The following is a 25,963-nucleotide window of genomic DNA, read 5'->3' on the forward strand; positions in this document are numbered from 1 at the left end:
TAGGCACATGCTATTCTTCTACCCAACAGTCCACTATGGAAACTCAAGTTCTTCAACCAAGCCAGCCAACTGTAGCTACCCAACCCAATCCTGCTTACTCCATCAAATCAGTAGAGGCCGGTGGCACGATGGCGCCCATCCAGAATACGTTCTTCCAAGAACTCAACACGCAGGCTCAAGACACAGTTGTCAACAACCTAGGCATCAAGAACATGGTGCCGGTGGATGAGGCCGCCCTAGGCGATTTTCCCTGGTTCTGGAATAATATGGGTGTGTTCAATCTAAGTACTTACCAGTGGCTCAACAACGTGTTCAGCTACAACAAGGAGGGGGGCTACGTGCAAGCCGCTGGCAACGAATTGACCACGGCGTACTACAACGTGGTAGCGGGAATCACCTACCAGCTTTCGGCCCAGGATGAAGCCAGCCTTAACGACGCGGTAAACAAAAACGCGGCTGTGGCCAACACGCTCTATAATGACTGGATCACTTTTGCTGGACCTATTCCGGCTTCGGCTAACGCCAACACGTTAGCTGCCAAGATGGCGTATATCACAAGCCAAGTGGTGTTGTGGGGGGCTGCTGGCCTGACGCTAGGCGCCCTGCGCAGTAGCTTAGACGCCATTTCTCTGCTGCCCAATATGCCACTCGACTCGGATACCGTCGTTAATGACCTGATGACCTATCTAGCCAACACCAGCGAGGTGTCCGGCATTCAATCGTCGGTGCTCTCACGCAATAACCAATTAGCCAACCTGCGCAAAAACCTACAGCCGGCTCCAGCTACGGCCACCCAAGGCTGGATGCAGGCGGCTGGTAGCAGCGGTGTGGTTACCATTGTACCTACAATTAATATTGCCGAGCCTATTGCTACTATTCAGAATGCCTTGTATCCAACGAGCGGCGGGGCGAGCTTCTCGGTAACGATGAACGTGAGCAAAATCGACCAGAACACCGTGCAGGTACATGCCGATGGTGGTTTAGGCGGTAGTGGCTCTATCGGCTGGTTTGGTATCAGCGGCAACGCTAGTGCTTCCTACAATATGTTCTCCTTCAGCCAGCAAACTGAAAACTGTGTTGTAAAGATGACTTTCAATGGCGTAACGAAGGTGACCCCGACGCCCGCCACCTACGACATCTCCTCGGCCTCGGGCTGGTGGCTGCCTTCTGTTATCAAGCAGGCCGTCAATTTTGACCCCAAAGTGGGTGGCTACCAATTCACGATTCCAACTCCCTATGACTTCGGTGCGGACGGTTCGTTTGGTACCGTATCCAGCTTAATTATCAGTCAGCTGCCGACCTTCGAAATGACGTACACGAGCACCGACTTCTCATCGTTTCAGCAGGTGTTTCAGGAGCAGTCTTCGTGGGGCGTATCGTTCCTAGGGGTTCCGTTAGCTGGTGGTTCACAATCATACTACCAAGCTAAGCTTAGCCAGGACTCTACGGCCGGCACTATCACCGTGACCATGTCGCCACCTGCTACTTCAACGCCCGTGCCCACGCTGGGTCAGGTTGCCTTTTTGGTAGGAGCTGAAATGGAGTGGCCTGCGGTTTAGACATTAGACGGACCAGAGATTAAGTGCCAACAGCCCGGTCGGACATGTGTCCGACCGGGCTGTTGTTTTTTGCTGGTGCCGGTGCCGGTGCCTCGTAAAAAATACACGCCGGCCTCGTTGCTGATCAATATATACCCCAGTGCAGTGAGTTTAGGCTTGAGTCCATGCAGATTGGGCTGCACTGCATCTTCAAAATAGGGTTGATTTGCCTGGCGCCTGCGGGGGCGGGCCTCAGGCCGCGGTTTTCCCTCCTTGTCTTTTTTCGATGCGTAAGAAATATTGCCTGCTCGTGTGGTTGTATACTCTGCCTTTCGGTGGGTTTGCTGGGCGGTAGTTGGGCACCGTGGCATTGGCGAAATTGCTGCTATTCGTTCAAGTCTCAAGGTTCGACGGAGAGTGCAGCAACGTTGGGCAAGCAACTATCTACTCCATTACTAGCTTCAATCGGTAGCAGATAGTCCATGCCTTTTAGCTATATCGACCAGAAGCGCAGATGAAGAGCTGGTTCGCTTTCCATTTCTTATCCTACATCAAGGTCACGCGCCTTGGGCAGAGGTACTTTTGTTGAGTAAAAACCACCAACCTCATGCACCGTAAAGAGTTCTTGAAAACCCTGGCGGTGCTGCCATTTGCCTTTCCTATGAACTCTCTGCAAGACCTCCATAAAACCGCCAGCAGCTTCCAAAAGACCATCAAAATGCCGGTGCTCTTCGTGGGTCACGGCTCCCCGATGAATGCGCTGGCCGATAACCCGTTCACCCAAACCCTGCACCAGTTAGGGAGAGATATTCGCAACCGCCAACCGCCGCGGGCAGTGCTGGTAGTATCGGCGCACTGGCTTACGCGTGGTACCTTCGTGGCCGTAAATGAGCGGCCCGAAACCATCCACGACTTCGGTGGCTTCCCGCAGGAGCTGTTCGACATGCAGTACCCCGCGCCCGGCGCGCCCGATGTAGCCCAGGAGGTGCTGGCCGCCTTGCCCGACGCGCACCCCACCGACGAGTGGGGTCTCGACCACGGTACCTGGACGGTGCTGCACCACATCTTCCCGGAGGCCGATATTCCGGTGTTCCAACTCAGCATCGACTACCACCAGCCCATGACCTTCCATGCCGAGCTGGCCCGGCAGCTACAGTTTCTGCGCCGCCGGGGCGTACTGATTCTGGGTAGCGGTAATATCGTGCACAACCTGCGCCAGAGCATGCCCAAATTCATGGCTGATGATGCTACGCCCTATGCCTGGGCGCAGGAGTTCGATGAGTGGGCCAAAGCAAAAATCGACCAGCGCGACTTACTAGCTCTGGCCCACTATCAGCAAGCCGGTGCCAGCGGCCCCCTAGCCGTACCCACCCCCGACCACTACATTCCCATGCTCTATAGCTTAGCCCTAGCAGAGCCCAACGACGCCATTCGCCATGCCTATGAGGAAGTTAGTTTCGGCGGAATGAGTATGCGTACGTTTGTAATAGGGGAGTAGGCTTTATAGAACAAAAAATTGGACGACACCGGCCCGCATGGGTCGGTGTTTTTTTGTGTCAGTAGGTTTAGTTATAAATATGACTCCAGTTGGGTAAGCTTATGCGCCTATGTGTAGCTTAATAGAGCTTGGAGAATAGTGCTATTATATTGTAGCGTAGTTATCATGATAATGAAGATTTAAGTTAATCTACTGTTCAGGTAATAAGTAATTATGTGTTTATTTTATCCATAAAGCATTGATGTGTAATGCAATGTATTCTTTTTTCAATCTCTTTATTGATTTTCGTGGTTAAGAAGAATAGTTATAAAAAAAGATGGATTGGCTACACTTAGTATCACTATAATTTTCCAAATTTGGGTATTTGCGAGTGCAGGAAAACTATATTGAGAATAGGTGCTCTATTTTGAGAATAATAGAATGAAAATAAGATTATGGAAAAGCGTGAAATTATCTTCGTGATGGAGTAGCAGGTGAAAATCAAAGACCTTAATTCCCGTTCACAGGATTATTGGTGAGCAGGATGTCTGATTCGGGGAGAAAGAAGCCGTTTCGATAAGGGAGTGAGGAGCAGCTGTTATTCAAGGTTCTAATTCTCCGATTTATTACTCTTATGAAAACAACCTTACGCTTTTCGCTACTGCTGTTGGGATGGCTCGGCCTCACCCACACGGGGCAGGCGCAGTGCCCGGCGGGTGCCACAACCACGCTAGACCTCGGGAGCCGCAACGGCGAAGACTGGGACATAACCACGGCCCCCAATCTGGATAATCCGCTGGGCAGCAACATTGGCGGCACCCTCACCGACGTTACGCCCGGCAGCTATACCACGGCGGCCAGTTCTCCGGCCAGCTACCTGCAGGTGCGGCAGTACGGCACCTTGCTGGGGCTGGGGGATGAAAGCCGGCAACTGGACTACAACACCCTGGAATGGTTTGCCGACTATAGCTCCAGTGCCGCCAAAAGCGCTTCGGTCACTTTGGCCTTCAGCCGGCCGCTGTATAACTACACTATTACGCTACAGGACATCGACCGGGCTGCAGGAACTACGCCGGGCTTTGTTGATGAGGTGCGGCTGGATGGGTATGATGTGAATGGTAACCTCGTGAGCCTGCCGGCCAACAGCTTCACCTACAACACAACTTACCAAACTATAGCGGGCAACACGGTAACCGGCCTGTCCGATATCAGCAACACTAGCAGCACTACAGGCTTGGTAACGGTCAGCTTTCCAGTGGCCATTACCCAGTTGGTGCTTACATATAGCAACGGCACTACAAACGCCAACCCCGCGCAGCAAGCCATTGGCATCAGCCAAATGACGTGGTGCAAAGTACAGCCGGTAGCCAAAAACGACTCGCGCGATGTGCCGCTCAACACCACCGTGAATGGCAACGTGGTGCTCAATGACTACGACGAGGAGCAGAATCCCTTCACGGCGACGTTGCTTACCAGCCCGGCCAACGGCAGCGTAACCTTCAACCCCGACGGCACTTACCGCTACTCGCCGAATACCAACTACACCGGCCCCGACAGCTTCACGTACCGCGTGTGCAACTCCTCAACTGGCAACACTTCCCAGTGCTCCGGTACGGCCACCGTTAACCTGCGTGTGTACAGCACCAACACGGCTTGTACTTCGGCTTCGGGTTCCAACCTCATAGCCAACGCCGATTTCAACGCGGGCAATACCGGTTTTGCTACCACCTACCGCTACGTAGCCACCGCCTATAACGGCAATACCAATTCCGGCGTGTATCCGGAAGGAACCTATACGGTCGGCTCCAACGCCACCACTTACCACCCCAATTTTCAGGGCACGGGCCACACGGCGGGTGTTACCAACGACAAATTCCTGATTGTAAACGGCGCATCGGCCATCCGTACCTTCTACTCGCAGACGGTGACTGTACAGCCGAACCGCTACTACACCTTCTCGGCCTTCTTCAACAACCTGCTACCGCCACCTGCCCCAGCCACCGGGGACGGTATTCCAGAAATGGGCTTTGTTATCAACGGCGAATCGGTGTCGGGTACTATCAAGGCGGAACGCTCACCGGATACCTGGTTTTCGTTTTCCGACATCTGGTTTTCTGGCAACAACACCCAGGCGGTGCTGGAAATCCGGAACGTAAGCACGGCCATCGGCGGCAACGACCTGGCCGTGGACGACGTGTACTTTGGCTCTTGCAATCTGGCCCCTACGGCTATTGCCGATGCCGCCACCACTGCCCGCAACGTGCCAGCTGTCGTAAGCGTGCTAGCCAATGACATCGACACTGACAGCAATAACTCGTTCAACACTAGTTCTATTGATATTGATCCAACGCAAGCTGGAACGCAAAACTCCCGCACTATTGCCAATCAGGGCACGTTTGCTGTAAACCCTAGCACAGGGGTTGTCACGTTCACGCCCGTACCGGGCTTCATAGGCACCGCTGTAACCTCGTATGTTGCGCTGGATGGCAGCGGAGCGCCCACTAACCCTGCCAGCCTGGTAGTAACCGTGCAGATGCCCACCGCCGACCTGGTTGTGAACGTAACAGCTCCTGCTAACAATGCCACCGTAGCCGCCGGCCAGCCGGTGACCTTCACGGTGCAAACCACCAACAACGGCACCACCGCCGCCGACGGCGTGGCCCCAACCGTGCAGCTACCTGCCGGCCTGACCGGCCCTGGCACCAATGGCGCACTTGTTTTCTCAAACGGTGGCAGCTACGATGTGGCTACGGGCTTGGTAACCTTCCCAACGGTAGCTTCGCTGGCCGGCAACAGCAGCGTTACGAACAGCGTCACGTTCAGCGCGCCTGGCAACGGCCCCTTCACCGGTACGGCCGCTGTGGCCGCCGGCACCGCCGATCTGAGCACGGCCGATAATACGGCCGTTGTAACGGTAAATGTCAGTTCGGCCTTCGACCTGAGCACCACCATCAGCAGCCCGGCCACGGCCGGGGCGGGCACGCCCTTCGCCTTCAGCGTAGTTACCCGCAATGCCGGCCCGGCTGCCGCCACCGGCGTGGTTCAAACGGTGTCGCTGGCGGGCAACCACAAGGGGCTATTCATCTCTAACATGGGTACCGCCACTTACGACAGCAATGCCAACACCACCATCGTAACGTTCCCGGCCCAGGATATTCCGGCCGGCCAGAGCCGCAACAATACCATCAGCCTGATAGTAGCAGCGGCGGGTACCGTTACGGCTTCGGCCACAGTGCCGGCCCTGGCGGGAGAGTCGTCAACTGCCAACAATAGCGCTACGGCTTCCACCGTGCTGAATGCCGCCACTGGTACGGCAGCTAACGTGTACTCCACGCTCACCACAACCAGCAACGGCAGCAACGTAACTAGCGTGGCCGCCGCCGCGCCCCTGACCCTGAATCTGACCACAAGCAATGCTGGCCCCGGCACCGCTACTGCCGTGCAGCCGCGCTTGTCGCTGCCTGCCGATTTGAACCCTGCCACCCTAACCATTTCCAACGGCGGTACCTACGACCCCGCCACTGGTGTAGTTAGCTGGAGCACTCCGGTGAGCTTGGCCAGCGGCGCTACCGTTGTCAACTCGGTACAGATGCCTGCGCCGGGTTTCGGACCGCTGCTGCTGCACGCCAGCGCCGTTACGGCCACCCCCGACCCTGTAACGGCCGACAACGGAATGGCTAGTATGGTAACCATCAACCCTACTGCCGATGTAGTAACAACAGTGGCTGGTCCGGCCACCGTTACGGCCGGCCAGCGCGTGACGTACACCATTACCACCATCAACAAAGGCCTGATGCCGGCCGCTAACGTGCAGCAGTTTGTGCGTATGCCACCGGCCGTAGCCAACCTAACCTATACCAGCAACATCCTGCCGAATTCGGTAGGTACTCTGGATGTGCAGCCTAACCAGGCCCTGCTGGCCTATCCGGTGATTAGCTCGCTGGCGCCCGGCCAGTCGGTGACCAATATGGTGTCGTTTGATGCTCCTGGCACTTCGTTCCCAGCGGTTGGCTACGCCACTACCACCTCGGCCGACAACACCCCAGCCAACAACAGCAGCACCATTTCGGTAGCTACTACTGCTGCCTCGGATGTAGTAGCCCGCATTTCCGGGCCGGCTACGGCCGTGAACGGAACGCCGGTGGTATACTCAGTGGATGTGCGCAACGTGGGCACCTCGGTGGCCGGCAGCGTATCAACCAGCGTGTATTTGCCCGTAAACCTGACGAATGTAGTGGTGCGTGACGCGGCCGGCGTAGTGGTTGCCAATGCCTATGACGCCGCTACCGGCCTCGTGACGCTGCCTGCCCAAACCAACGTGCCAGTAGGCGCCAGCGGTACCTCTAGCAGCACTATCACCTTCAACGCCCCCGACGTAGCCGCCATTACGGCCACGGCGGTAGCTAGTGTAACCACTGGTACCAACGACCTGAACCGCACCAACAACGCTTCTACGGCTACTACTAGCGTATCACGCTCCGGCGCGGTCATCGTGGATATGGCTACCACTGTGCAGGCCAACACCACCAGCCAAGTACCTGGCCAGCCCGTTACGTTCACCGTTACGACCACCAACAGCGGCCCGGCAGCGGCTACCACCGTGGTGCAGCGGGTGGCCTTACCAGCCCAGTTGGCTGCTGGTTCGGTCACGGTTTCCAACGGCGGTACCTACGACCCGGCTTCCGGTATCGTAAGCTGGCAGTATGCCTTGCAGGGCGTAGGTAGTGCCAATGCCCTCACTAATACGGTGATGGTAGCAGCCCCTGGTACTGGGCCGCTGACGGCAGTAGCCAGCGTGAATTCAGACAACAGTGATGGTACGCCTGCCAACAACACCAACGTATCGAGCGTGACGATAACGCCGGCGCTGAACCTGCGCTCCGTTGTGCGGGGCCCAAGCACCCAAGCCTCGGTGCTGACGGGTTCGGTGGTAGCCGGCCAGCCGGTTACCTACCTGCTGCGCGCCCTCAACGACGGCCCTTCGGCGGCACAGGGTGTGGTATTTTCAGCTCAGATTCCTGCCAACCTCAATCCTGCCACGGTGAGCGTGTCGGGTGGCGGAACCTACGTGCCGGCTACGGGCGCTGTTACGTTCCCGGCTATTGGTACGCTGGAAGCCGGTCAGGCCGCTTCGGCTGCCTATACCGTGACGTTCCCGGCCCCGGCTGGTATGGCCTCGTATCCCGTAACTGGTACCGTAACCACCAACTCGACGCAAAGCACCACCGACGACACCCAGACCTACACTACCAATCTGGCTAATTTGGCACCGGTGGCCAACACCACCGTAAATAGCCTCACGGCCCCCGATGGCAACACCGCCGACTCGTACCTGCGCCTGTCGCCGCTGAGCGCCCGGGATGCCGATGGCTCTGTTGCCTCGTTCACGTTAGCATCGGTGCCGAGTACTACCCAGGGTACGCTGTATTTCAGCACCGATGGCGCAAGCTTCGCGGCCGTAACCGCCGGGCAGGTGATTACCGCTACCGATGCTGATAAGCTTTACTTCCGGCCCTACAGCAACCCCGCTGACCCGCTCAACACCAACGGTCAGAACTTCGTGGGCAATGCCTACTTCACTTATACGGCTACCGATAACTCGGCCACGCCGGCTACTTCGGGGGTTACTGCCTACGTGCTGCCAGTTGGGCAAGACAACATAGCCTTGTTCACGGCTGGTCCGGTGAAAGGCGGCGCGGTGCCATACCAGAACGGCGACGTGCTAACTAGCGCCTTCGATGCCAACGGCGGCGAGTACAATGCGGCAACTGAAGTCACCGACAACGGTATCCGCTCGGCGGCGCTGGCCTCGGGTAGCAATGCCTTGCCGGCTGGTACCATCCTCAATGCTAACACTGGCCTCGTAACCGTTGCCAACCGCTTACTGCTGGCTTCTGGCACCTACACCGTAACCGTGGCCACCACCGACGAGTTTGGCGGCGTAACCACCCAGCCGGTTACGTTTACTATTGGGGCCCGGCCGTTGCCGGTTACCTTATCCAGCTTCGAGGCCGTGGCCAAAGGCAATGATGCCTTGCTGACCTGGGCTACGGCCACCGAGAAAAACAACGCTGGCTTCGAGGTGGAGCGCACCGCCGATGGCCGCAGCTTCCAGAAAGTGGGTACGGTAGCTGGCCATGGCAACAGCGCCACCCGGCAGCAGTATAGCTTCATTGATGTAAAAGCCGCTGCTGTTGCCAGCACGCTCTACTACCGCCTCAAGCAGGTAGACCTGGACGGCACTGTTAACTACACGCCGGTGCAGGTGGTACGCTTCGGGCAGAGCACGGTCGCACCAGAGCTGACGCTCTACCCTAACCCCGCCACCGATGTGCTGCACCTCACGCTAACGGCCGCCGTGCAAAAGGGCCAAGTAACGGTGTACTCGACTACCGGTGCGCTGGTCCTAACCAAAGTGCTAAACAGCACCCTGGACGCTACGCTGGATGTATCGAAGCTGCCGCAAGGCGCCTATCTACTGAAAGTAACCGGTGAAAACGGCGTACAGCAAACTCGCCGCTTCGTGAAAAACTAAGTAGCTTCGGCTGCAACTAAAAAAAGCCGCCACCCATTCGGGTGGCGGCTTTTTTGTTTCTGGGGTTTAGCTTCTATACTAAAGTGAGCTATGTACACAGTAGCTACTGTCGAACGTCATGCAGAGCGCAACAAAGCGTCCTCGCGTGTTGATGTTGCAACGAGAATCAGAATCATACATCAGTACGCGAGATGATTAGGCTGCGCCGCGGTGGGAGAGCTAGACGTTGGGGAGTGTTATTTATGTTCTAGGCAGCTTGGTAAGGCAACTGTTTCTAGTGTGTTGCCATCTGGCAGGAAGCAGGTAACCATACCTTGCTTCTGCTATGCGCAATATCCTCCTGCTTACCTGTTGCCTGATCGGCGCCACATCGGTCGTGGCCCAAACGCCGGCCACCAGCTACCGTGCCACTCCTCGTAAAATCAACGACTTGGTGCATACCAGGCTGGACGTGCGCTTCGACTATGCCAAGCGCTACCTCTATGGCCAGGAATGGGTGACGCTCAAGCCCCACGGCTACCCCACCGATTCGTTGCAACTCGATGCCAAAGGTATGAACATCAAGCGCGTAGTCTTGATGAACGGCGAGCAGCAAGTGCCCCTCAAATACGCCTATGACCAAAGCAACCTGCGTGTTAACCTGGGCAAAACGGTAACGCCGGGTACGGCGTACACCATCTATATCGAGTACACGGCCAAGCCCGACGAACTAAAGCTGAAAGGCAGTGATGCTATTGGGGAAGCCAAGGGATTGTACTTCATTAATCCCGACAGTGCTGTGGCGGGCAAGCCGGTGCAAATCTGGACCCAAGGCGAGTCGGAATCTAACTCGGCCTGGTTCCCGACTATTGACAAGCCCAACCAGAAGATGACTTCGGAAATCAGCATGACGGTGCCAGCCAAGTACGTCACGCTCAGCAATGGCGCCCTAGTCAGTCAGAAGTCCGCCGGGGCTGGCCTGCGCACCGATATCTGGAAGATGGAATTGCCGCACGCTCCCTATCTGTTTATGATGGCTGTGGGTGACTTCAAAATCCACAAGGAAACCTGGCGCGGCAAGGAAGTTAGCTACTACCTAGAGCCCCAATATGCCGGGCAGGCGCAGGCAATTTTCGGCAAGACGCCCGCCATGCTGGAGTTCTTTTCGCAGCGGCTCGGGGTGGAATATCCTTGGAACAAGTACGCTCAGGTGGTGGTGCGCGACTACGTAGCCGGCGCCATGGAGAATACCACGGCCTCTTTGTTCGGCCCGCATGCCCAAGGTACGGCCCGCGAAATATTGGACTGGGACTACATGTTGGTGGAGCGCGAAGTGGCTCACGAACTGTTTCACCACTGGTTTGGCGACTACGTAACGGCCGAAAGCTGGAGCAACCTGACCGTGAACGAGTCGTTTGCCAATTTCAGCGAGGTGCTGTGGGCAGAGCACGCCTACGGCCCTGATGCCGGCGCCGCCCAAGCCGACCGGAGCCTGCGCAATTATCTGCGCAGCCCCGGCAACTACGACAAGCAGCTGGCGCGCTACCACTACGCCGACAAGGAGGATATGTTTGATAACGTGACCTATCAGAAAGGCGGCAGCATCCTGAACATGCTGCGCACCTATCTAGGCAGCGACGTGTTTTTTGCTGGCCTGCGGCAGTATCTGACCCGGCAAGCATTTGGGGTAGGGGAGCCCCACCAACTGCGGCTGGCGTTGGAAGACGTATCGGGCCAGGACCTAAGCTGGTTTTTCAACCAGTGGTACTACCGTGCCGGCCACCCCGTCGTGACCATCAACTACGCCTGGGACGCCGCAGCGAAGGTGCAGACCGTTACGGTGAAGCAGAGCCAGGCCGGCGTACCTTTCCAGTTGCCGCTGGCCATAGATTACTACGTGAACGGCCAGCCCCGGCGCCAGCGCGTGATGATGACCGAAGCCACCCAAACCTTCCGGATGCCGCTGTCCGGCCAGCCCGACCTGGTGAACGTGGACGCCGAAAAGACGCTGGTATGGCAGAAACAGGACAATAAGCCCTTGGCCGCCTACGCCTACCAGTACCGCCACGCCCCGCTGTATCTCGACCGGCGCGAGGCGCTGAGCGCCGCCAAAACCCAGCTGCCCGACCCACTGGCCCGGCAAATTCTGGTAGCCGGCCTCACCGATGCCTCACCCGCCCTGCGCGAAATGGCTGTTGAACTGCTCGACCTTCAAAACCCCGTCCTGCGCACCGCCGCCGCGCCTATCCTGGCCCGGCTGGCCGCTACTGATGCGGCATTGTCGGTGCGAGCTGTCGCTCTTAAGGGCTTGGGCACGCTCAAGGAAAAGCGCTACGTTAAGCTGTTTGAGCAGGCGTTGAGCAGCAAGTCGTACCGAGTACAAGGGGCGGCGCTCCAGGGGCTGTTGCCACTAGATGCCCAGCAGGCGCTGGCCCGCACTACTGCTTTCGAGGCCGATAACAAAGGGGCCCTAAGTGTGGCGATGGTGCACGTGTACGGCCGCGCCGGCAGCCTCGCGCAGTGGCCGCTGGTGCGGGCGAAATACGATGCTGCCGACCCAAATGGCCGTTTAGAGATGCTGTCCGGGGTAGCGGAACTCCTGGGCCGCCTCAACGACCCCACGTCCCTGACCGAAGGCATCACCCGCATCAAAGACCTGACCGTGCGCTACAAGCCCTACCTTGATGCCGACCGGTTGATTGCACTGCTGCGGCAGGTGCAGCAACAGCACGCTACCCGCCCAACTGCCGCGCACACCACCACGCTGGTTGACCAGGCCGTAGCGGAGATTCAGGCGGCCAAGTAGGAGGGAAGTAGAAATACCGTTTTGGTGAGAAACCGATTATTAGTTGGCTCGGCTCAGTGCGAATAATCGATTAATACGCGGCTGGATTAGCCAAATGCCAACGGGAAAGAACCAGAGTAGAAAAAATTCGCGGCGAAAGTCGTTGAAGCTAACGGAACGTTGCAATTCCACGCTTTTTAAAGCCCGCGCAGCAAAGTAGAGACTATAGAAAATGCCCGCCATCGAAATCAGGTGAGCAGGAATAATAAATTCAAGAGATAGAGTAAATGAAACGTCAAGAAGCTCGCTCATATCCTCTACCTGAAGGAGTAAAATATAGATGCATGGTAATGTAATAGCCAGCTTCAGCGAGTAAACTGGCAATGAAAAGGCATCGGATAGCAGCCGAGCAAGCGCACTGCCAATTACCCATAGCCAACCAAAGACCATCCCCATTAGTAAAACCAGGCATGTTGTGAAACAGACCTGGTAAAATTGCGGCAATTCGACTTGATTTGTGGTAGTAGCTTCAATAAGTGCTTGTATTACAAGTGGTAATGCAATTAGGGTAAATAGTTGCCAGGACTTTAATCGGAGCAAGAAGGACATTGTAGCACGTTAACTATAGAGGTTAAGATAGTGCCAACCGCCACTGTAGCAACCCTGCCGCTGAAAAACCAGTACGGCAGAACTTCATTCGGCGCAACCGAACGGCCCTGCCTTCCCCCGCATCTACTGCTGTCTGCTCCGCTGCCCATAGCTGGCCGCCGGCCGCTCCGTGGCGTGTGCCGTACCTTTGCGCCGAGCAGCCACCTTGTATCATGCAGGAACAACTACGCCTAGAAGAAGCCAACACGCAGAAAATTGCCTGGAAACAGTTTGGGCCCTACCTCACCGAGCGCCAGTGGGGCACCGTCCGCGAAGACTACAGCTCGGACGGCAACGCTTGGGACTACATCACCCACGACATGGCCCGCAGCTACGCCTACCGCTGGGGCGAGGAAGGCATTGCCGGCCTCTCCGACGACCAGCAGCTGTTGTGCTTCTCGGTGGGTATGTGGAACGGCCGGGACCACATCATCAAAGAGCGCCTGTTTGGGCTAACCAACGGCCAAGGCAACCGGGGCGAGGACGTGAAAGAGCTGTACTACTACCTCGACAGCACGCCCACGCACTCCTACATGAAGATGCTGTATAAGTATCCGCAGGGAGAATTTCCATACGAAGAGCTGGTAGCGGAAAACGCCAGCCGTACGCGCCAGGACCCGGAGTTTGAGTTGCTTGATACTGAAATCTTCAACGACAGCCGCTACTTCGATGTGGTAGTGGAATACGCCAAAGCCGGCCCCGACGACCTGCTGGTGCAGATAACGGTGCACAACCGCGGCCCCCGCACGGCCAAGCTGCACCTGCTGCCGCAGCTCTGGTTCCGCAACACCTGGAGTTGGGGCCACGATGACTATCGGCCGGCCATGCGCGAAACTGGGCCGGCTACGGTGGGCATTGAGCACGAAAAGCTGGGTAGCTACCAGCTCTACTGCGACCAGCAGCCAGACCTGTTGTTCTGCGAAAACGACACCAACCCCAAGCTCCACGGCGAGCTGCCCCACGGCCCGGCTACCTACAAAGATGGCATCAACGACTACGTGGTGGCGGGTCGTACCGCTGCCCTCAATGCCAACCAGCAGGGCACCAAAGCCGCTGCCCACTACAAGCTTCGGGTGTCGCCGAATGTGCCGCGGGTAGTGCGCCTGCGCCTGAATGCCGGTGGGCTGGAAGCGCCGTTCTACGATTTCGACCAGGTATTCGCCACGCGCCGCCTCGAAGCCGATGAGTTCTACGACTGCCTCCAGGAAAACCTGACCGACCCCGACGCCCGCAACGTGCAGCGCCAAGCCTTTGCCGGCATGCTCTGGAGCAAGCAGTTCTACTACTACGATGTGGCCCGCTGGCTTGATGGCGACCCGAAGGGCAATATGGCCTCGCCGCGCCGCCGGGCGGGCCGCAACAGCAACTGGCGCCACCTCCACAATGCCGACATCATCTCGATGCCCGACAAATGGGAATACCCGTGGTACGCGGCTTGGGATTCAGCCTTCCACTGCCTGCCGCTGGCCATGATCGACTCGGAGTTTGCCAAGCAGCAGCTGCGCCTCTTCACCCGCGACTGGTACATGCACCCCAACGGCCAGCTGCCGGCCTACGAGTGGAATTTCTCCGACGTGAACCCGCCGGTGCACGCCTGGGCTACCTGGCGCGTGTACCAGATGGATAAAAAGCGCACCGGCACCGCCGACCGGGTTTTTCTGGAAGCCATGTTTCATAAGTTGGCTCTGAACTTTGCCTGGTGGGTGAACCGCAAAGACAAGAGTGAGCGGAATATCTTCGAGGGCGGTTTCCTGGGCCTCGACAATATTGGGGTGTTTGATAGAAGCGCGCCGCTGCCCACCGGGGGCTTCATCGAGCAGAGCGATGGTACCAGCTGGATGGCCATGTTTGCTTTGAACATGATGCGCATGGCCATGGAATTGGCCCAAACAAACCCGGTGTATCAGGAGATGGCCAGCAAGTTCTTCGAGCACTTCCTCTACATTGCCGATGCCATGACCCGCGGCGGCGACGGCCAGTTCAACCTCTGGGACGAAGAAGACGGCTTCTACTACGATGTGCTGCACACCCCCGACGGGGTGCGTACCAAGCTCAAAGTGCGCTCCATTGTGGGCCTGATTCCGCTATTTGCGGTGGAAGTGGTGGAGCAGGACGTGCTGGACAGCCTGCCCGAGTTTACGGCCCGTGCCACTTGGCTGCTGTCTAACCGGCCTTATCTGGCGCAACTGGTGGCCCGCTGGGAAGAGCCCGGCCGCAACACCCGTCACATGGTGGGGCTGCTGCGTCGCCAGCGCCTCACCCGCATCCTCACGCGCATGCTCGACGAAACTGAGTTCTTGGCCGGGCACGGTATCCGGGGCATGTCGCGCTACCACCTGGAGCACCCGTATGTGTTCAGCACCGAAGAAGACGACTTCTCGGTGAGCTACGTGCCCGGCGAGGCCGAATCGAGCATGTTTGGGGGCAATTCCAACTGGCGCGGGCCCATCTGGTTTCCCATCAACTACCTCATTATCGAGTCGTTGCAGAAATTTCACTTCTACTACGGCGATTCGCTGCTGGTAGAATATCCTACGGGCTCCGGTAAGCAGCTCAACCTCAAGCAGGTGGCCGATGCTCTGGCTCAGCGCCTAGCGGGGCTGCTGCTCAAAGATGCGGATGGGCGGCGGGCGGCCTTCGGCAACTACGAGCTGCTGCAAACCGACCCTCATTTCCAGAACAACCTGCTGTTTCACGAGTATTTCAACGGCGACAATGGGTACGGCCTAGGTGCCAACCACCAAACCGGCTGGACCGGCCTAATTGTGCGTCTTTTGCAGCAGGCCGAAGCCGCCGTCGAGGGCTCCGTTGCGCAACAAAACGTGGCGGTGCCCGCTTCTCAGGAAGCAAGTGCCACGTAAAGACGGTGCTGGTTTTCAATACTCAACTTCTAATCATCAGCAAACCAGTTCTATGAGCTACCCCCACGCCGTTGCGCTGCACGCCCCCGATGGCACCAGCCTGCAAGCCTACACTGCTTTCCCCACCGCGCCTAGCCCGCGGCCTGGCATCATTTTGTTGCAGGAAGCTTTTGGTGTAAATGGCCACATCCGCAACGTAGCCGACCGGCTGGCAGCGGCCGGTTACGTGGTTATAGCTCCTGAGTTGTTTCACCGCACTGCTGCGCCGGGTCTGGAAATTCCTTACAACGACTTTGCCAGTGCTGCACCACACTTTCAGGCCATTACGCCCGAAGGCCTGACCGCCGATTTGCAGGCCGCTCACGCTTGGTTGCAGGCGCAAAACCAGGTAATAGCCGACAAAATCGGGAGCATCGGGTTTTGCCTGGGCGGGCGGGTGTCGTTTCTGGCCAATGCCGTGCTGCCGCTGGCGGCGGCCGTGTCATATTACGGTGGGGGCACGCACCTGCTGAAAGACCGCGCCGCCGACCTACACGCGCCGCACTTGTTCTTCTGGGGCGGCCTCGACCAGCACATCAGTAAGGCGCATATTGCGGAAGTAACCGAAGCCGTAGATGCCGCCGGCAAGCCCTACATCAACACCGTTATTTCCTACGCCGACCACGGTTTTCATTGCGACGAGCGGCCCAGCTACCACCCCCAAGCCGCCGCCGAAGCCTGGGCCCTGACACTGGCCTTCTTCCGCGAAAAGCTGGGGCAATAAACTGCTTGCATAGATAACGCCGCCCGAAATCCGTGCTGCTGAAAAGCCGCAGGATGCTAGTACCGTTACCACTGAGCGGCATTAGCATACTGCGGCTTTTTTATGCAAGCTATTGTTTAATAAGTGTTTGTAAATTTATTTCTGGCTTTGAGTATTAAGAGCCTGTTTCGTTTCTCTGCATTGGGGCCAGGATTTTGCGGTCGACGTAGAACGTGCCAAACGGCACAACACAGGCAAGCAACACTTTCCAGGTAGTTGTTGCGAAGCGCCAGTGATACTCAACGCCTACGCGCAACGTATTCAGCACGAAGAGCAGAAACAGCAAGCCGTGCACGGGTCCTATCGCCCGAACCAGGCTCGGGTCGTGGGATAAATACTTGAGCGGAACGGCCACACCAACCAGTAATAAGAGGGAAAGGCCTTCCAGCAGGCCAAGCAGCCGGAGGCGGCCAATAGGGGATTTCAACATCAGTGAGCTTAAAAGGGAAAACGGAAATACGGGCGGTTGGGAAGGGGCGAAAAGGGCCACGGAATAGCCAGAAAAATCAGTAGCAGCGCGGCCGTAAACCACAGCGCCATTGTGCGGAATTGCGCGGCGCTGCTTGGCTGGCGTTTGGCCCGCGCCGAGCCAATAGTCAGAACCACAACAGCCACCGTCATGACCACGACGTGCTGGAAGCCGAAAAACAAGGTGCCGGGGTCGTGCTCAGTGTCTCGCAAATGAAACGTTTGCAGCAATGGGGTCACAAAATACAGTGCGTAGCCCAGCATCAGCTGCACGTGCGCAACCGTAGCAACCGAGTGCCGAACGGTGTTGTCGAGCGAGGTAAACGGCTGATTGCCGAGCCAGCCTCGGTAGGCCCGAATAATTCCGTACACCAGCCCACCCAGTACCGCCCAGCGGCCCAAGGAATGCAGAAACAACAAAGTGGAATACACAGCGAAGCAGCCAGTAAATAAGTAGCAAAACCGAAGTAGCCGCCCGCTAAAACATGGGGCTGGCCACGCAGAAGCCACAAAGGTCGGGTTGGCTGCCAGCTGCCGTTAGCACAGGAAAAGCCGAAATCAGGACTTTTCACTCATTCTGCGAAAAGCCAGCGGCGACACGCCGGTATGCTTCTTGAACAGCCGGCTGAAATACGACGAGTCAGCTACCCCTACTTCGCTGGCTATTTCGCTCACCGACAGTGAACTTTGGAAAAGCAGCACCTTGGCTTCCAGCACCATGCTCTCCTCCAGCCATTTCATTGGCGACTTGCCCGTGACGCTGCGCACCGATTTGGTGAGGTGGTTGGGCGTGATGTGCAGCAAGCTGGCATAGTTGCTAATAGAATAGGCTGATTGCAAAGAATTGGTAACCAGCTGCTTGAACCGATTGGTGATAACCAGCGCTGTGGATTGTGGTGCCACGGGAGCAGCCATGTAGGCCCGGTTCAGCTCGTGCAGCAGTGCCAGCAGGTAAGCCCGCAGAATATCGGGATACTGTAATTCGCGGGCGTTGTACTCGGCTAGTAGGCGTTGCAGCACGCCTTCCACAAAGCCGGCCGTCTCAGCATCAAGTGCAATGAAGGGTCGGCCCCAAAACTCCAGAAACTCGAAGGCCAGCGGGACATCGGTGGCGTTGAGCTTAGCCAGCAGCATATCGTGGCGGAAGTGGATTAGGAAACCGGTATTCTCGTCGCCAGGCTCAAAAGAATAGAGCTGCCCAGCTCGTACTAGCAGGAGCTCATGCTGCCGGATGGTGTACTGCTCGTTGCCGATGCGCATGCGCGCCACTCCCGATGTGAGGTAGAGCAGGCTATGTGCCGTGGCGCGCGAAGGTGGAATAGCTTGCCTGAACTCCTGGTACATTTGCTCTATAGCCACAATAAAAAACCACTCTGAACCCTCCATGCGCAGCTTTTTGAAGGCTGCTGGATCCTGCATAAACTGCTCCAGGAAGCTGCTGGTATGATAAGTGACGATGGGCTTGGAAGGCGAGGATGGCATAGAATTGACAAGAGTCGACTGCTAGTTTCATCTGCGTCGGCAGTAAGTTCCTTGATAGGGACGGGTAGCCGGCCGCTATACTTTAGCCATACTGTTCAGCAACGCAAGCGGCGCACCAACAAGCTTGCCGAAGCAGTGCGCCAAAAGTGGGGTAGCTACCACTCGGCGCTATATTGCAGCCTAACCCCTGCCGAATGCCCTCTGCTATTGATATGGATTGGAGCGAGCTGGAAGTGGCGCAGGTACAAGGCCGCAACCGGCTGGTTACTTGCCGCAACTTGCAGCCCCTCAAGCTACTAAACCCTGCCGCGCCCAACAGTTCGTGCCACGTAGTGCTGTCCAGCTACGGCGGCGGCATGGTAGCCGGCGATTCTATCCGGCTGCGCATCAAAGGGGGCGCGGGCACACGGCTGTTTGTCAGTTCGCAGTCGAATACCAAAATTTTCAAATCAATTGACGGGCAGGTGGCGGAGCAGCAGGTGGTTGGTGAGCTAACCGACGATGCGCTGGCCGTGGTTTTTCCCGACCCCGTGGTACCGCAGGCCGGCAGCCGCTACCGCCAGCTTCAGCACTGGAACCTGGCTGCCAATTCGCTGCTGGTGGTGGTGGACTGGCTGCATTCGGGCCGCATGGATATCGGGGAGAAGTTCGAGTTTCACTCGTTTTTCTCGGAGTTGCAAGTGCGCCGCGAAGGCCGTCTGGTGCTGCTGGATCGGTTCAGCTTCTGCCCAACCGAGCATATTGCTACGTCGCCAGCCAACTTTGGGACCTATCAAACCAACTTCTCGCTGTACCTAGTGGGCAACCCCACTGACCCGCGTTTCACTCGCTTGGCCGCGCTGCTCGAACAGCTTCGGCTGCCTCTGCCTGACACCCCGCAATTCGACTTGAGCGGCTACGACTGCCTGGTAGCCGTGGCCCAGGCCCGGCCGGGCGTGTACGTGCTCCGGGCCAGTGCGCCCAGCCGCCAGGCCTTGCAGCCGCTGTGCGCCCACCTGCTGGCAGGGCTAGCCGAAGGAGCCTTTTTCAACTATAATCCCCTGGCCCGCAAGTACTGACGATATGCAGCCAGGAAGTAGATCTTCCTAGCGAGGCCGCCGGTCTTCGCTTACAGAAGCAAAAGCACGGGCTTTGGCGGCGTGAATGTGGTTGATGATTTCGTCGAGGCCAAAGCCGTCGAGGGCGCGGGCGAACAGGAAGGGGCCTTCGCCGCGCATCCGTTTCGAGTCACGTTCCATCACGCCGAGGTCAGCCCGAATCAGGTCCTTGAGGTCGATTTTGTTGATGACCAGCAGGTCCGATTGGGTGATGCCGGGGCCACCTTTGCGCGGGATTTTGTCGCCCCCGGATACGTCGATGACGTAGATGGAATAGTCCACTAGCTCGCGGCTGAAGTGGGCAGCTAGGTTGTCGCCGCCGCTTTCCACGAACAGCAAATCCAGGGTCGGGAAGCGCACCATCAGGTCTTCCAGCGCGTCCATGTTCACCGAAATATCTTCCCGGATAGCCGCGTGCGGGCACCCGCCGGTTTCCACGCCCACAATCCGGTCGGCACTCAGGGCACTGTTCCTAATCAGAAATTCGGCGTCTTCGCGGGTGAAGATGTCGTTGGTGACCACGCCCAGCTCGAACTCATTGCGCAGCCGCTCACATAGCGCCTTGAGCAGCGCCGTTTTGCCTGTGCCCACCGGCCCGCCAATGCCCACCGTGAAAGCGCGCTTGCGGAAGTTGCGGTAGGAGGGCAGCCGGCGCGTTTCCCGCTCGGCAAAGTCGCCCGGCGACTCCATTACCTCGTGCGTGTGACCGTGGAGCAGCAGGGCAAGTTTATCAGCAAAAGCCATAATGAAGAGGAAGTCTTGGGTTTTTAAAAGGTGAAATTGTTGCTTAGAGTTGCCCGTCATGCAGAGCGCCGCGAAGCATCTCGCCTGCTGATGTAGCAGTACTAGCCCTGGTGTCAGCAGGCGAGATGCTTCGCGGCGCTCTGCATGACGTTCTAACTCACTAGCATATAATCAGTTTTGAAAGAGCTTCGAGTAAATATCTTCATGCAATAGCTGAGCGGTATCTAGTAGGAAGGCCGAACGGGTTGCTTCTTGGTAGTGCTTGCTGCCGTGCTCGGCCAGTAAATGCTCGAACACCGCATAGAAATCGTGCTGGAGGCGGTGGCCTTCCAACGGCCCTAGGAAACCGAGCCGGATGGCCGCACTAAGCTGGTCGCGCAGGGCCATGTGCAGATACACGGCCTGCAAATCGGGTAGCGCGAAACCAGCCCGTTTCAGCGCCAGTGTAAAGCTGACAGTGAAATGCAACGGAAGCCCCTGGGCTGTGAACCACGCGCTTATTTCCGGTAGTTGGGCTGCCGGGTAGAAGGACGTTAGCAGCTTCAGCCATGTTTTGCCCTGCGTAATACTAGCCCGATGCAGCGCCGGTACCAGCAGCTGCGCATCGTATTCTTCGGCTAGTTGCCGCAGGTCCTGGCCCAGCTCCGGCAGCGTAAAGCAGGAGTGGATAAATGGGAGTTCCAAGCTGGCCGCCTGCTGCAAATACGCATACAGCTGCTGCCGAAAATCGGCAGGCGTTTTCACCAGACCGAAGGTGAAGCTGCTCTCCAACCCATACGAGTAGGCAAACGAGCCAGTCGGCAAGGCGGAATCCACAAGGTGCAGCAGCCGAACGAATTGCATAGATTCTGAAAGGAAGCCTCCCGTTAAAATAAGTTATACAACTGCGCCAGCGGCAGCTTGGTGGCTGGTTCGCAGGTGATGTGCACGCCGTCCACGGTTACGCGGTAGGTTTCCGGGTCCACTTCGATATTGGGTAGGTAGTCGTTAAGCGCCATGTCTTTCTTAGCCACGGTGCGGCAACCTTTCACCGCTATTACCTGCTTGGTCAGGCCATATTTTGCCTGCACGTGCGCCACCGAGGCCTGCGAGACAAACACCATTGACGTCGGGCCGATGGCTGAACCTAGGGAGCCAAACATGGGCCGCGAGAAGGCTGGCTGCGGCGTTGGGATGGAGGCGTTGGCGTCGCCCATTTGGGACTGCACAATCACGCCGCCCTTGATAATCATCTCGGGGCGGGCGCCGAAAAACTGCGGCTTCCAGAGCACCAAATCGGCAAGCTTGTCTAGCTCTATGGAACCTACTTCGTCGGCGAAACCGTGGGCGCGGGCGGGGTTGATGGTGTACTTGGCCACGTAGCGCTTCACCCGAAAATTGTGGTGGCCGCGGCCGGCGTCTTCGGGGAGGGGGCCGCGCTGCTGGGCCATTTTGTGGGCGGTTTGCCAGGTGCGGGTCAGCACTTCGCCTACCCGGCCCATAGCCTGCGAATCGGAGCTGATGATGCTGAGCGCGCCCATGTCGTGCAGAATATCCTCGGCGGCAATGGTTTCGCCCCGGATGCGGCTTTCGGCAAAGGCCACGTCCTCGGGGATGTTCCGGTCGAGGTGGTGGCACACCATGAGCATGTCCAGATGCTCATCAATGGTGTTGACCGTGAAGGGCCGGGTGGGGTTGGTGGACGAGGGAATGACGTTCGGCTCGCCGCAAATCTTGATGATGTCGGGGGCGTGGCCGCCGCCGGCGCCCTCGGTGTGGTAGGCGTGGATGGTGCGGCCCTTGAAAGCGGCAGTGCTGGTTTCCACAAAGCCGCTTTCGTTGAGTGTGTCAGTATGGATGCACACCTGCACATCGTACTGCTCGGCAATACTGAGGCACTGGTCGATGGCGGCGGGCGTGGTGCCCCAGTCTTCGTGCAACTTGAAGCCCAGCGCGCCGGCTTCCACCTGCTCAATCAAACCTTCGGGGCGGGAGGTGTTGCCTTTGCCCAGGAAGCCGAAGTTCAGCGGATACGCCTCGGTGGCGCGCATCATCATTTCCAGGTAGAACGCGCCCGGTGTGCAGGTGGTAGCCGTAGTGCCGGCTGCCGGACCTGTACCGCCGCCCACCATCGTGGTAATGCCCGAGGCCAGTGCCTCCGGTATCTGCTGCGGACTGATGAAGTGAATGTGGCAATCAATGGCCCCCGCCGTCAGAATCTGGCCTTCGCCGGCAATAACTTCGGTAGTCACGCCCACTACCATGCCGGGCGTCACGCCGGGCATAATGTGTGGGTTGCCCGCCTTGCCGATGCCAGCTATCCGCCCGTGCTTGATACCAATATCGGCCTTGTAGATGCCGGTGTAGTCCACGACTAGGGCGTTGGTAATCAGTAAATCCAGCGCGTCGGCCTGCGCAATGCCGGCGGCCTGGCCCATGCCGTCGCGCAGCACCTTGCCACCCCCGAACTTGCATTCCTCGCCATACACCGTGTAGTCCTGCTCGACTTCAATCAGCAAATCCGTGTCGCCGAGGCGCACTTTGTCGCCGGTGGTGGGGCCGTACATATCGGCGTACGCCTGCCGGTTGATGGGAAGGGACATAAGTTAGTCGTTGGAAGCTCGAGCAGTAGATGTATAGAAAGAATTGATTTGAGCTAGAAGTGGCTCTAGCGGCTTATTCCCAGCCATCGTGTTGTAAAATTGTTGGTTGATTGAGCAGTCCAGTACCTGACCATCCACAACTTTTATCAGATATGGGAAGCCTTTCCGGTCTTTGACGCCAGTAAGCATAGTTGAAAGGAAGCTGAGGTCATCTCCGGTAACAATTCGCTTACCCTCTACCAAAGTTCTTCTGACCGCAGGAGCCAGTTTAGGAGCAAGCATTTCACGGGCAAACGCGACGCTGCTTTTGCGGTTATTATAGAAGAAAAAACATACACCATTCATCTGCTGCAAATACAGGTTGTATTCCTTTTGGAATCTCTTGTTAGAGAAATGCGACCAGATTAAAATGAATGGCAGCAATGGCAAGCAAATAATGGCAGCAACTAGAATAGCAGCTACGATACAAGAGCCTGCCACCAAGCTGATGAGTGTATCACTTGCCTTATTAACAAGGTCTCCTGCCTTTCTAATCAAATTTCCCATAGTGATAATGAGTGCAAGTAGATATTGACGATCTAAACTAAGTAGGGAGTCTATCCAAGGCACCGCTTCTTTTTCCATCTTCATCTAGCTTCCCATCAATCCAGCCGTTGCCGCCGTACACGATACGCTCGCCGGCCAGGGCTACCAGCGTCACCCGTTTCCGCTCGCCGGGCTCGAAGCGGACGGCCGTGCCGGCGGGGATGTTGAGGCGGAACCCGTAAGCCAGCGCCCGGTCGAATTGCAGGGCGGCGTTGGTTTCGAAGAACGGATAGTGCGAGCCGACTTGCACCGGCCGGTCGCCCATGTTGGTCACGTCCAGCTCCACGGTGACGCGGTCGGCGTTCAGGGTAATGTCTGCCGAAGCCAGCAGGTACTCGCCGGGGTTGGGGTGCAGCACGTTGTCGATAATCAGCTTCTCGGCGGTGCGGGTGAGGCCGGAGGCGTAGAGGGCCAGGGTGGGGTCGCCGGTTTCGCGGCAGATGGGGTGGTGTACCGTAACGAGCTTGGTGCCGTCGGGGAAGGTGCCTTCTACCTGTACTTCGGCAATCATGTCGGCTACGCCGGGCAGCACGTCGGAGAGGCCCAGCAGTTGCTTGCCTTTGTCCATAAGCACGGCCACTCGCTCCCCGTCGCGGATAAACTCTAGCAGTTGCGTGGCAATGAGAGCTACGGCTTCGGGGTAGTTGAGGAGCAGGCCGCGGGCGTAGCGCTTCTGGGCCACGAAGCCGGCTTGGTGCAGCACCAACTTGTCAAGGTCTTTGGGCGAAAGGTGCATGGTTTAATAATCAGGAGAGGAATAACAAAAGAGAACGTCATGCAGAGGCGGCGCCGAAGCATCTCGCATGCTGACTCAGGAGCAATTCAACAATTCAAGCGGGATGCTTCGGCGCCGCCTCTGCATGACGTTCTGACTTAGCCTCTGCATATTACACATTCACGTAAATCATCCAGCCGCCGTACGCTATGCAGGCCACCGACGATACCACGCCGGTAACCAGCCGGATTCGGCCACTCAGGCGCATGCGGGGGGTGTAAGGAATGCTCAGCAAACCCGCCACGCCAAACATACCCAGGATTGACCCCACCCCAAATACCAGCAGGTACAGCACACCCAGCAGCGGGCTGCTAATTTCGCTCATCACCAGCAGGACTAGCGCGCCGCTGCCCGCCAAGCCATGGATGAGGCCCACAGTGTAGGCGACGCGGTGCTCGGAGGTGGCTTTGATTTTGAAGCCCAGCGGTTCCTTGCCCGCCAACCGGCTCAGGCCCATGACGATAAGCATCAGCCCCACCGCTGCCTCGAAGTAGCCGGATTGCAGGAACGTGGCCCGGCTTAGCAGAATCACGGAGCCCACCAGCGCAATCATGGTGGTGTGGCCCAGGCCCCAATAGAGGCCGTCCTTCATGGCCAGCGCCGTGCTGTCGCGCCGGGAAACCATGCTGCTGACGGCCAGCAGATGGTCCGGTTCAAAAGCATGGCCCGCACCGGCTACGGAGGCAAACACTAAGGGCAAAAGGTTCTCCATGCAGAAGCAGGCTAAAGGTAGCTGGCTGTATTGGGCAGAGAATCCGGGGTGGGGCGGGGGTGACAACGCGGCGGAGGTAGTGCGCTACGTGCCAGAGCGGGGTTGGGCAAGTTAAGCGCTCAGCCCCAATAAAACGCAAAAGCAGCCCAACATTGCGGTTGGGCTGCTTTCAGCTGCCGGTTGTTAGTTGCGGATTAGCAGTTATGAGTTTTCAGTTAACTCATGACTGCTAATCCGCAACTAACAACTCATTTCCCCTGGAGAAGCTTCACTACGTCGGCGTTGCCGCTTTCCTTGGCACTGGCCAAAGCGTCTTTGCCGTCTTTGTCTTTGAGCTTGGGGTCGGCACCGGCGGCTAGCAGCAGGGTAACTAGCTCGGCGTTTCCTTCGCTGGCAGCAGCCATCAGAGCAGTGGCGTTGAAGCTGTCGGGCTTATTAACTAAGGCCTTGTTCTGGAGTAGCACCTTCACGATTTCGGTGCGACTTTGGCCGGCGGCTAGAATCAGGAAGCTGGTGGGGAAACCGGGCATCATTTCCACCGGGGCGTTGGGGTCGGCGCCAGCTTTGAGCAGGGCGGCCACTTCTGCCGGTTGGTTTTTCACTACTGCAGCGTACACTTTTTGAGTGGGAGTTTGGGCCAGGACAAGGGACGTGTAGCCTAAAAATAAAACAAAAGACAGAATAAGTTTTTTCATGCCATGAAACGGGCTTTTGTGCAAAAGAATAATCTCAAATATAACATATTGACTAGATAAAACACTATTTGCGCCATACGGGGCCAGAAAGGTTGCACTTCGCCCAACTATCCGAAATACGGGTGTAAGTTGGTTTCATCTTATTTTATATGGTTGGCTCAGCATCACGGATGGCACATTGCCGCCACCATGGCGCAG

The 25,963-nt window shown here is 57.4% G+C and carries 18 protein-coding genes; 7 read left to right on the forward strand and 11 right to left on the reverse strand.

Annotated elements, in window-relative coordinates; genetic code table 11:
* Positions 1-35: 35 nt before the first annotated feature.
* The 4 genes from G536_RS0116085 (at position 36) to G536_RS0116100 (ending at position 12,335) form a co-directional block, all read left to right on the forward strand.
* On the forward strand, positions 36-1,559 hold the full coding sequence (locus tag G536_RS0116085) for a hypothetical protein (protein WP_022824631.1): 1,524 nt from the start codon (positions 36-38) through the stop codon (positions 1,557-1,559).
* A 640-nt stretch (positions 1,560-2,199) separates the two neighbouring features.
* Positions 2,200-3,036: a 4,5-DOPA-extradiol-dioxygenase gene (gene ygiD, locus G536_RS0116090; protein WP_051167021.1), complete on the forward strand. Its 837-nt coding sequence runs from the start codon at positions 2,200-2,202 to the stop codon at positions 3,034-3,036.
* Positions 3,037-3,649: 613 nt separating this feature from the next.
* Positions 3,650-9,550 carry an Ig-like domain-containing protein gene (locus tag G536_RS0116095; protein ID WP_022824633.1) on the forward strand — a complete coding sequence of 1,967 codons (5,901 nt, stop codon included), beginning with the start codon at positions 3,650-3,652 and terminating at the stop codon, positions 9,548-9,550.
* A 325-nt stretch (positions 9,551-9,875) separates the two neighbouring features.
* Positions 9,876-12,335: a M1 family metallopeptidase gene (locus tag G536_RS0116100; RefSeq protein ID WP_022824634.1), complete on the forward strand. Its 2,460-nt coding sequence runs from the start codon at positions 9,876-9,878 to the stop codon at positions 12,333-12,335.
* A 39-nt stretch (positions 12,336-12,374) separates the two neighbouring features.
* Here the strand turns inward: G536_RS0116100 and G536_RS0116105 are convergent, their stop codons facing one another.
* A complete protein-coding gene (locus G536_RS0116105) occupies positions 12,375-12,923 on the reverse strand; it encodes a hypothetical protein (RefSeq protein WP_022824635.1) in 549 nt (182 codons plus the stop codon).
* 212 nt (positions 12,924-13,135) lie between these two features.
* On the opposite strand from G536_RS0116105, the gene G536_RS28295 reads away from it, so the two are divergent.
* Both G536_RS28295 and G536_RS0116115 read left to right on the forward strand, forming a co-directional pair.
* The gene (locus tag G536_RS28295; RefSeq protein ID WP_022824636.1) at positions 13,136-15,823 is read left to right on the forward strand and encodes an MGH1-like glycoside hydrolase domain-containing protein; all 2,688 of its coding nucleotides are present in this window, start codon (positions 13,136-13,138) and stop codon (positions 15,821-15,823) included.
* A gap of 52 nt (positions 15,824-15,875) precedes the next feature.
* The gene (locus tag G536_RS0116115) at positions 15,876-16,586 is read left to right on the forward strand and encodes a dienelactone hydrolase family protein (protein WP_022824637.1); all 711 of its coding nucleotides are present in this window, start codon (positions 15,876-15,878) and stop codon (positions 16,584-16,586) included.
* Positions 16,587-16,740: 154 nt separating this feature from the next.
* Here the strand turns inward: G536_RS0116115 and G536_RS0116120 are convergent, their stop codons facing one another.
* The 3 genes from G536_RS0116120 to G536_RS30790 all read right to left on the reverse strand — a co-directional run bounded on the left by G536_RS0116120 (position 16,741) and on the right by G536_RS30790 (position 18,575).
* Complete coding sequence (locus G536_RS0116120) at positions 16,741-17,055, reverse strand: DUF3817 domain-containing protein (RefSeq protein ID WP_022824638.1); 315 nt, start codon at positions 17,053-17,055, stop codon at positions 16,741-16,743.
* 8 nt (positions 17,056-17,063) lie between these two features.
* Positions 17,064-17,525, reverse strand: coding sequence for a hypothetical protein (locus G536_RS0116125; RefSeq protein WP_022824639.1), 462 nt, complete (start codon positions 17,523-17,525; stop codon positions 17,064-17,066).
* Positions 17,526-17,651: 126 nt separating this feature from the next.
* Positions 17,652-18,575 carry a helix-turn-helix domain-containing protein gene (locus tag G536_RS30790; RefSeq protein WP_022824640.1) on the reverse strand — a complete coding sequence of 308 codons (924 nt, stop codon included), beginning with the start codon at positions 18,573-18,575 and terminating at the stop codon, positions 17,652-17,654.
* A gap of 194 nt (positions 18,576-18,769) precedes the next feature.
* Between G536_RS30790 and G536_RS0116135 the strand changes: the two genes are divergently transcribed.
* Positions 18,770-19,633: an urease accessory protein UreD gene (locus tag G536_RS0116135; protein ID WP_084708660.1), complete on the forward strand. Its 864-nt coding sequence runs from the start codon at positions 18,770-18,772 to the stop codon at positions 19,631-19,633.
* 27 nt (positions 19,634-19,660) lie between these two features.
* Here the strand turns inward: G536_RS0116135 and ureG are convergent, their stop codons facing one another.
* The 7 genes from ureG to G536_RS28310 all read right to left on the reverse strand — a co-directional run bounded on the left by ureG (position 19,661) and on the right by G536_RS28310 (position 25,765).
* Positions 19,661-20,416, reverse strand: a complete 756-nt coding sequence (ureG, locus tag G536_RS28305) for an urease accessory protein UreG (RefSeq protein ID WP_051167022.1) — start codon at positions 20,414-20,416, stop codon at positions 19,661-19,663.
* Between the two features lie 171 nt (positions 20,417-20,587).
* A complete protein-coding gene (locus G536_RS0116145) occupies positions 20,588-21,259 on the reverse strand; it encodes an urease accessory protein UreF (RefSeq protein WP_022824643.1) in 672 nt (223 codons plus the stop codon).
* A gap of 23 nt (positions 21,260-21,282) precedes the next feature.
* Positions 21,283-22,998, reverse strand: coding sequence for an urease subunit alpha (gene ureC / locus G536_RS0116150; RefSeq protein WP_022824644.1), 1,716 nt, complete (start codon positions 22,996-22,998; stop codon positions 21,283-21,285).
* 3 nt (positions 22,999-23,001) lie between these two features.
* Positions 23,002-23,622: a hypothetical protein gene (locus G536_RS0116155; RefSeq protein WP_157530685.1), complete on the reverse strand. Its 621-nt coding sequence runs from the start codon at positions 23,620-23,622 to the stop codon at positions 23,002-23,004.
* Complete coding sequence (locus G536_RS0116160) at positions 23,582-24,319, reverse strand: urease subunit beta (protein ID WP_022824646.1); 738 nt, start codon at positions 24,317-24,319, stop codon at positions 23,582-23,584. The genes G536_RS0116155 and G536_RS0116160 overlap by 41 nt, the downstream gene beginning before the upstream one ends.
* 151 nt (positions 24,320-24,470) lie before the next feature.
* Positions 24,471-25,070 carry an urease accessory protein gene (locus G536_RS0116165; protein ID WP_022824647.1) on the reverse strand — a complete coding sequence of 200 codons (600 nt, stop codon included), beginning with the start codon at positions 25,068-25,070 and terminating at the stop codon, positions 24,471-24,473.
* Between the two features lie 248 nt (positions 25,071-25,318).
* Positions 25,319-25,765 (reverse strand): ankyrin repeat domain-containing protein, encoded by a 447-nt coding sequence (locus G536_RS28310; RefSeq protein WP_022824648.1) that lies wholly within the window; start codon positions 25,763-25,765, stop codon positions 25,319-25,321.
* Positions 25,766-25,963 lie beyond the last annotated feature (198 nt).

Source organism: Hymenobacter norwichensis DSM 15439 (genome assembly GCF_000420705.1).
Classification (GTDB): domain Bacteria; phylum Bacteroidota; class Bacteroidia; order Cytophagales; family Hymenobacteraceae; genus Hymenobacter; species Hymenobacter norwichensis.

Coding starts and splice junctions, on each gene's coding strand:
- G536_RS0116145 (WP_022824643.1), bottom strand. CDS start 21,259: ATGCAATTCGTTCGGCTGCTGCACCTTGTGGATTCCGCCTTGCCGACT.
- G536_RS0116100 (WP_022824634.1), top strand. CDS start 9,876: ATGCGCAATATCCTCCTGCTTACCTGTTGCCTGATCGGCGCCACATCG.
- ureG (WP_051167022.1), bottom strand. CDS start 20,416: ATGGCTTTTGCTGATAAACTTGCCCTGCTGCTCCACGGTCACACGCAC.
- G536_RS0116085 (WP_022824631.1), top strand. CDS start 36: ATGGAAACTCAAGTTCTTCAACCAAGCCAGCCAACTGTAGCTACCCAA.
- G536_RS0116115 (WP_022824637.1), top strand. CDS start 15,876: ATGAGCTACCCCCACGCCGTTGCGCTGCACGCCCCCGATGGCACCAGC.
- G536_RS28310 (WP_022824648.1), bottom strand. CDS start 25,765: ATGAAAAAACTTATTCTGTCTTTTGTTTTATTTTTAGGCTACACGTCC.
- G536_RS0116165 (WP_022824647.1), bottom strand. CDS start 25,070: ATGGAGAACCTTTTGCCCTTAGTGTTTGCCTCCGTAGCCGGTGCGGGC.
- G536_RS0116135 (WP_084708660.1), top strand. CDS start 18,770: ATGCCCTCTGCTATTGATATGGATTGGAGCGAGCTGGAAGTGGCGCAG.
- ygiD (WP_051167021.1), top strand. CDS start 2,200: ATGAACTCTCTGCAAGACCTCCATAAAACCGCCAGCAGCTTCCAAAAG.
- G536_RS30790 (WP_022824640.1), bottom strand. CDS start 18,575: ATGCCATCCTCGCCTTCCAAGCCCATCGTCACTTATCATACCAGCAGC.
- G536_RS0116160 (WP_022824646.1), bottom strand. CDS start 24,319: ATGCACCTTTCGCCCAAAGACCTTGACAAGTTGGTGCTGCACCAAGCC.
- G536_RS0116155 (WP_157530685.1), bottom strand. CDS start 23,622: ATGGAAAAAGAAGCGGTGCCTTGGATAGACTCCCTACTTAGTTTAGAT.
- G536_RS0116120 (WP_022824638.1), bottom strand. CDS start 17,055: ATGTTGAAATCCCCTATTGGCCGCCTCCGGCTGCTTGGCCTGCTGGAA.
- G536_RS0116105 (WP_022824635.1), bottom strand. CDS start 12,923: ATGTCCTTCTTGCTCCGATTAAAGTCCTGGCAACTATTTACCCTAATT.
- G536_RS0116095 (WP_022824633.1), top strand. CDS start 3,650: ATGAAAACAACCTTACGCTTTTCGCTACTGCTGTTGGGATGGCTCGGC.
- G536_RS28295 (WP_022824636.1), top strand. CDS start 13,136: ATGCAGGAACAACTACGCCTAGAAGAAGCCAACACGCAGAAAATTGCC.
- ureC (WP_022824644.1), bottom strand. CDS start 22,998: ATGTCCCTTCCCATCAACCGGCAGGCGTACGCCGATATGTACGGCCCC.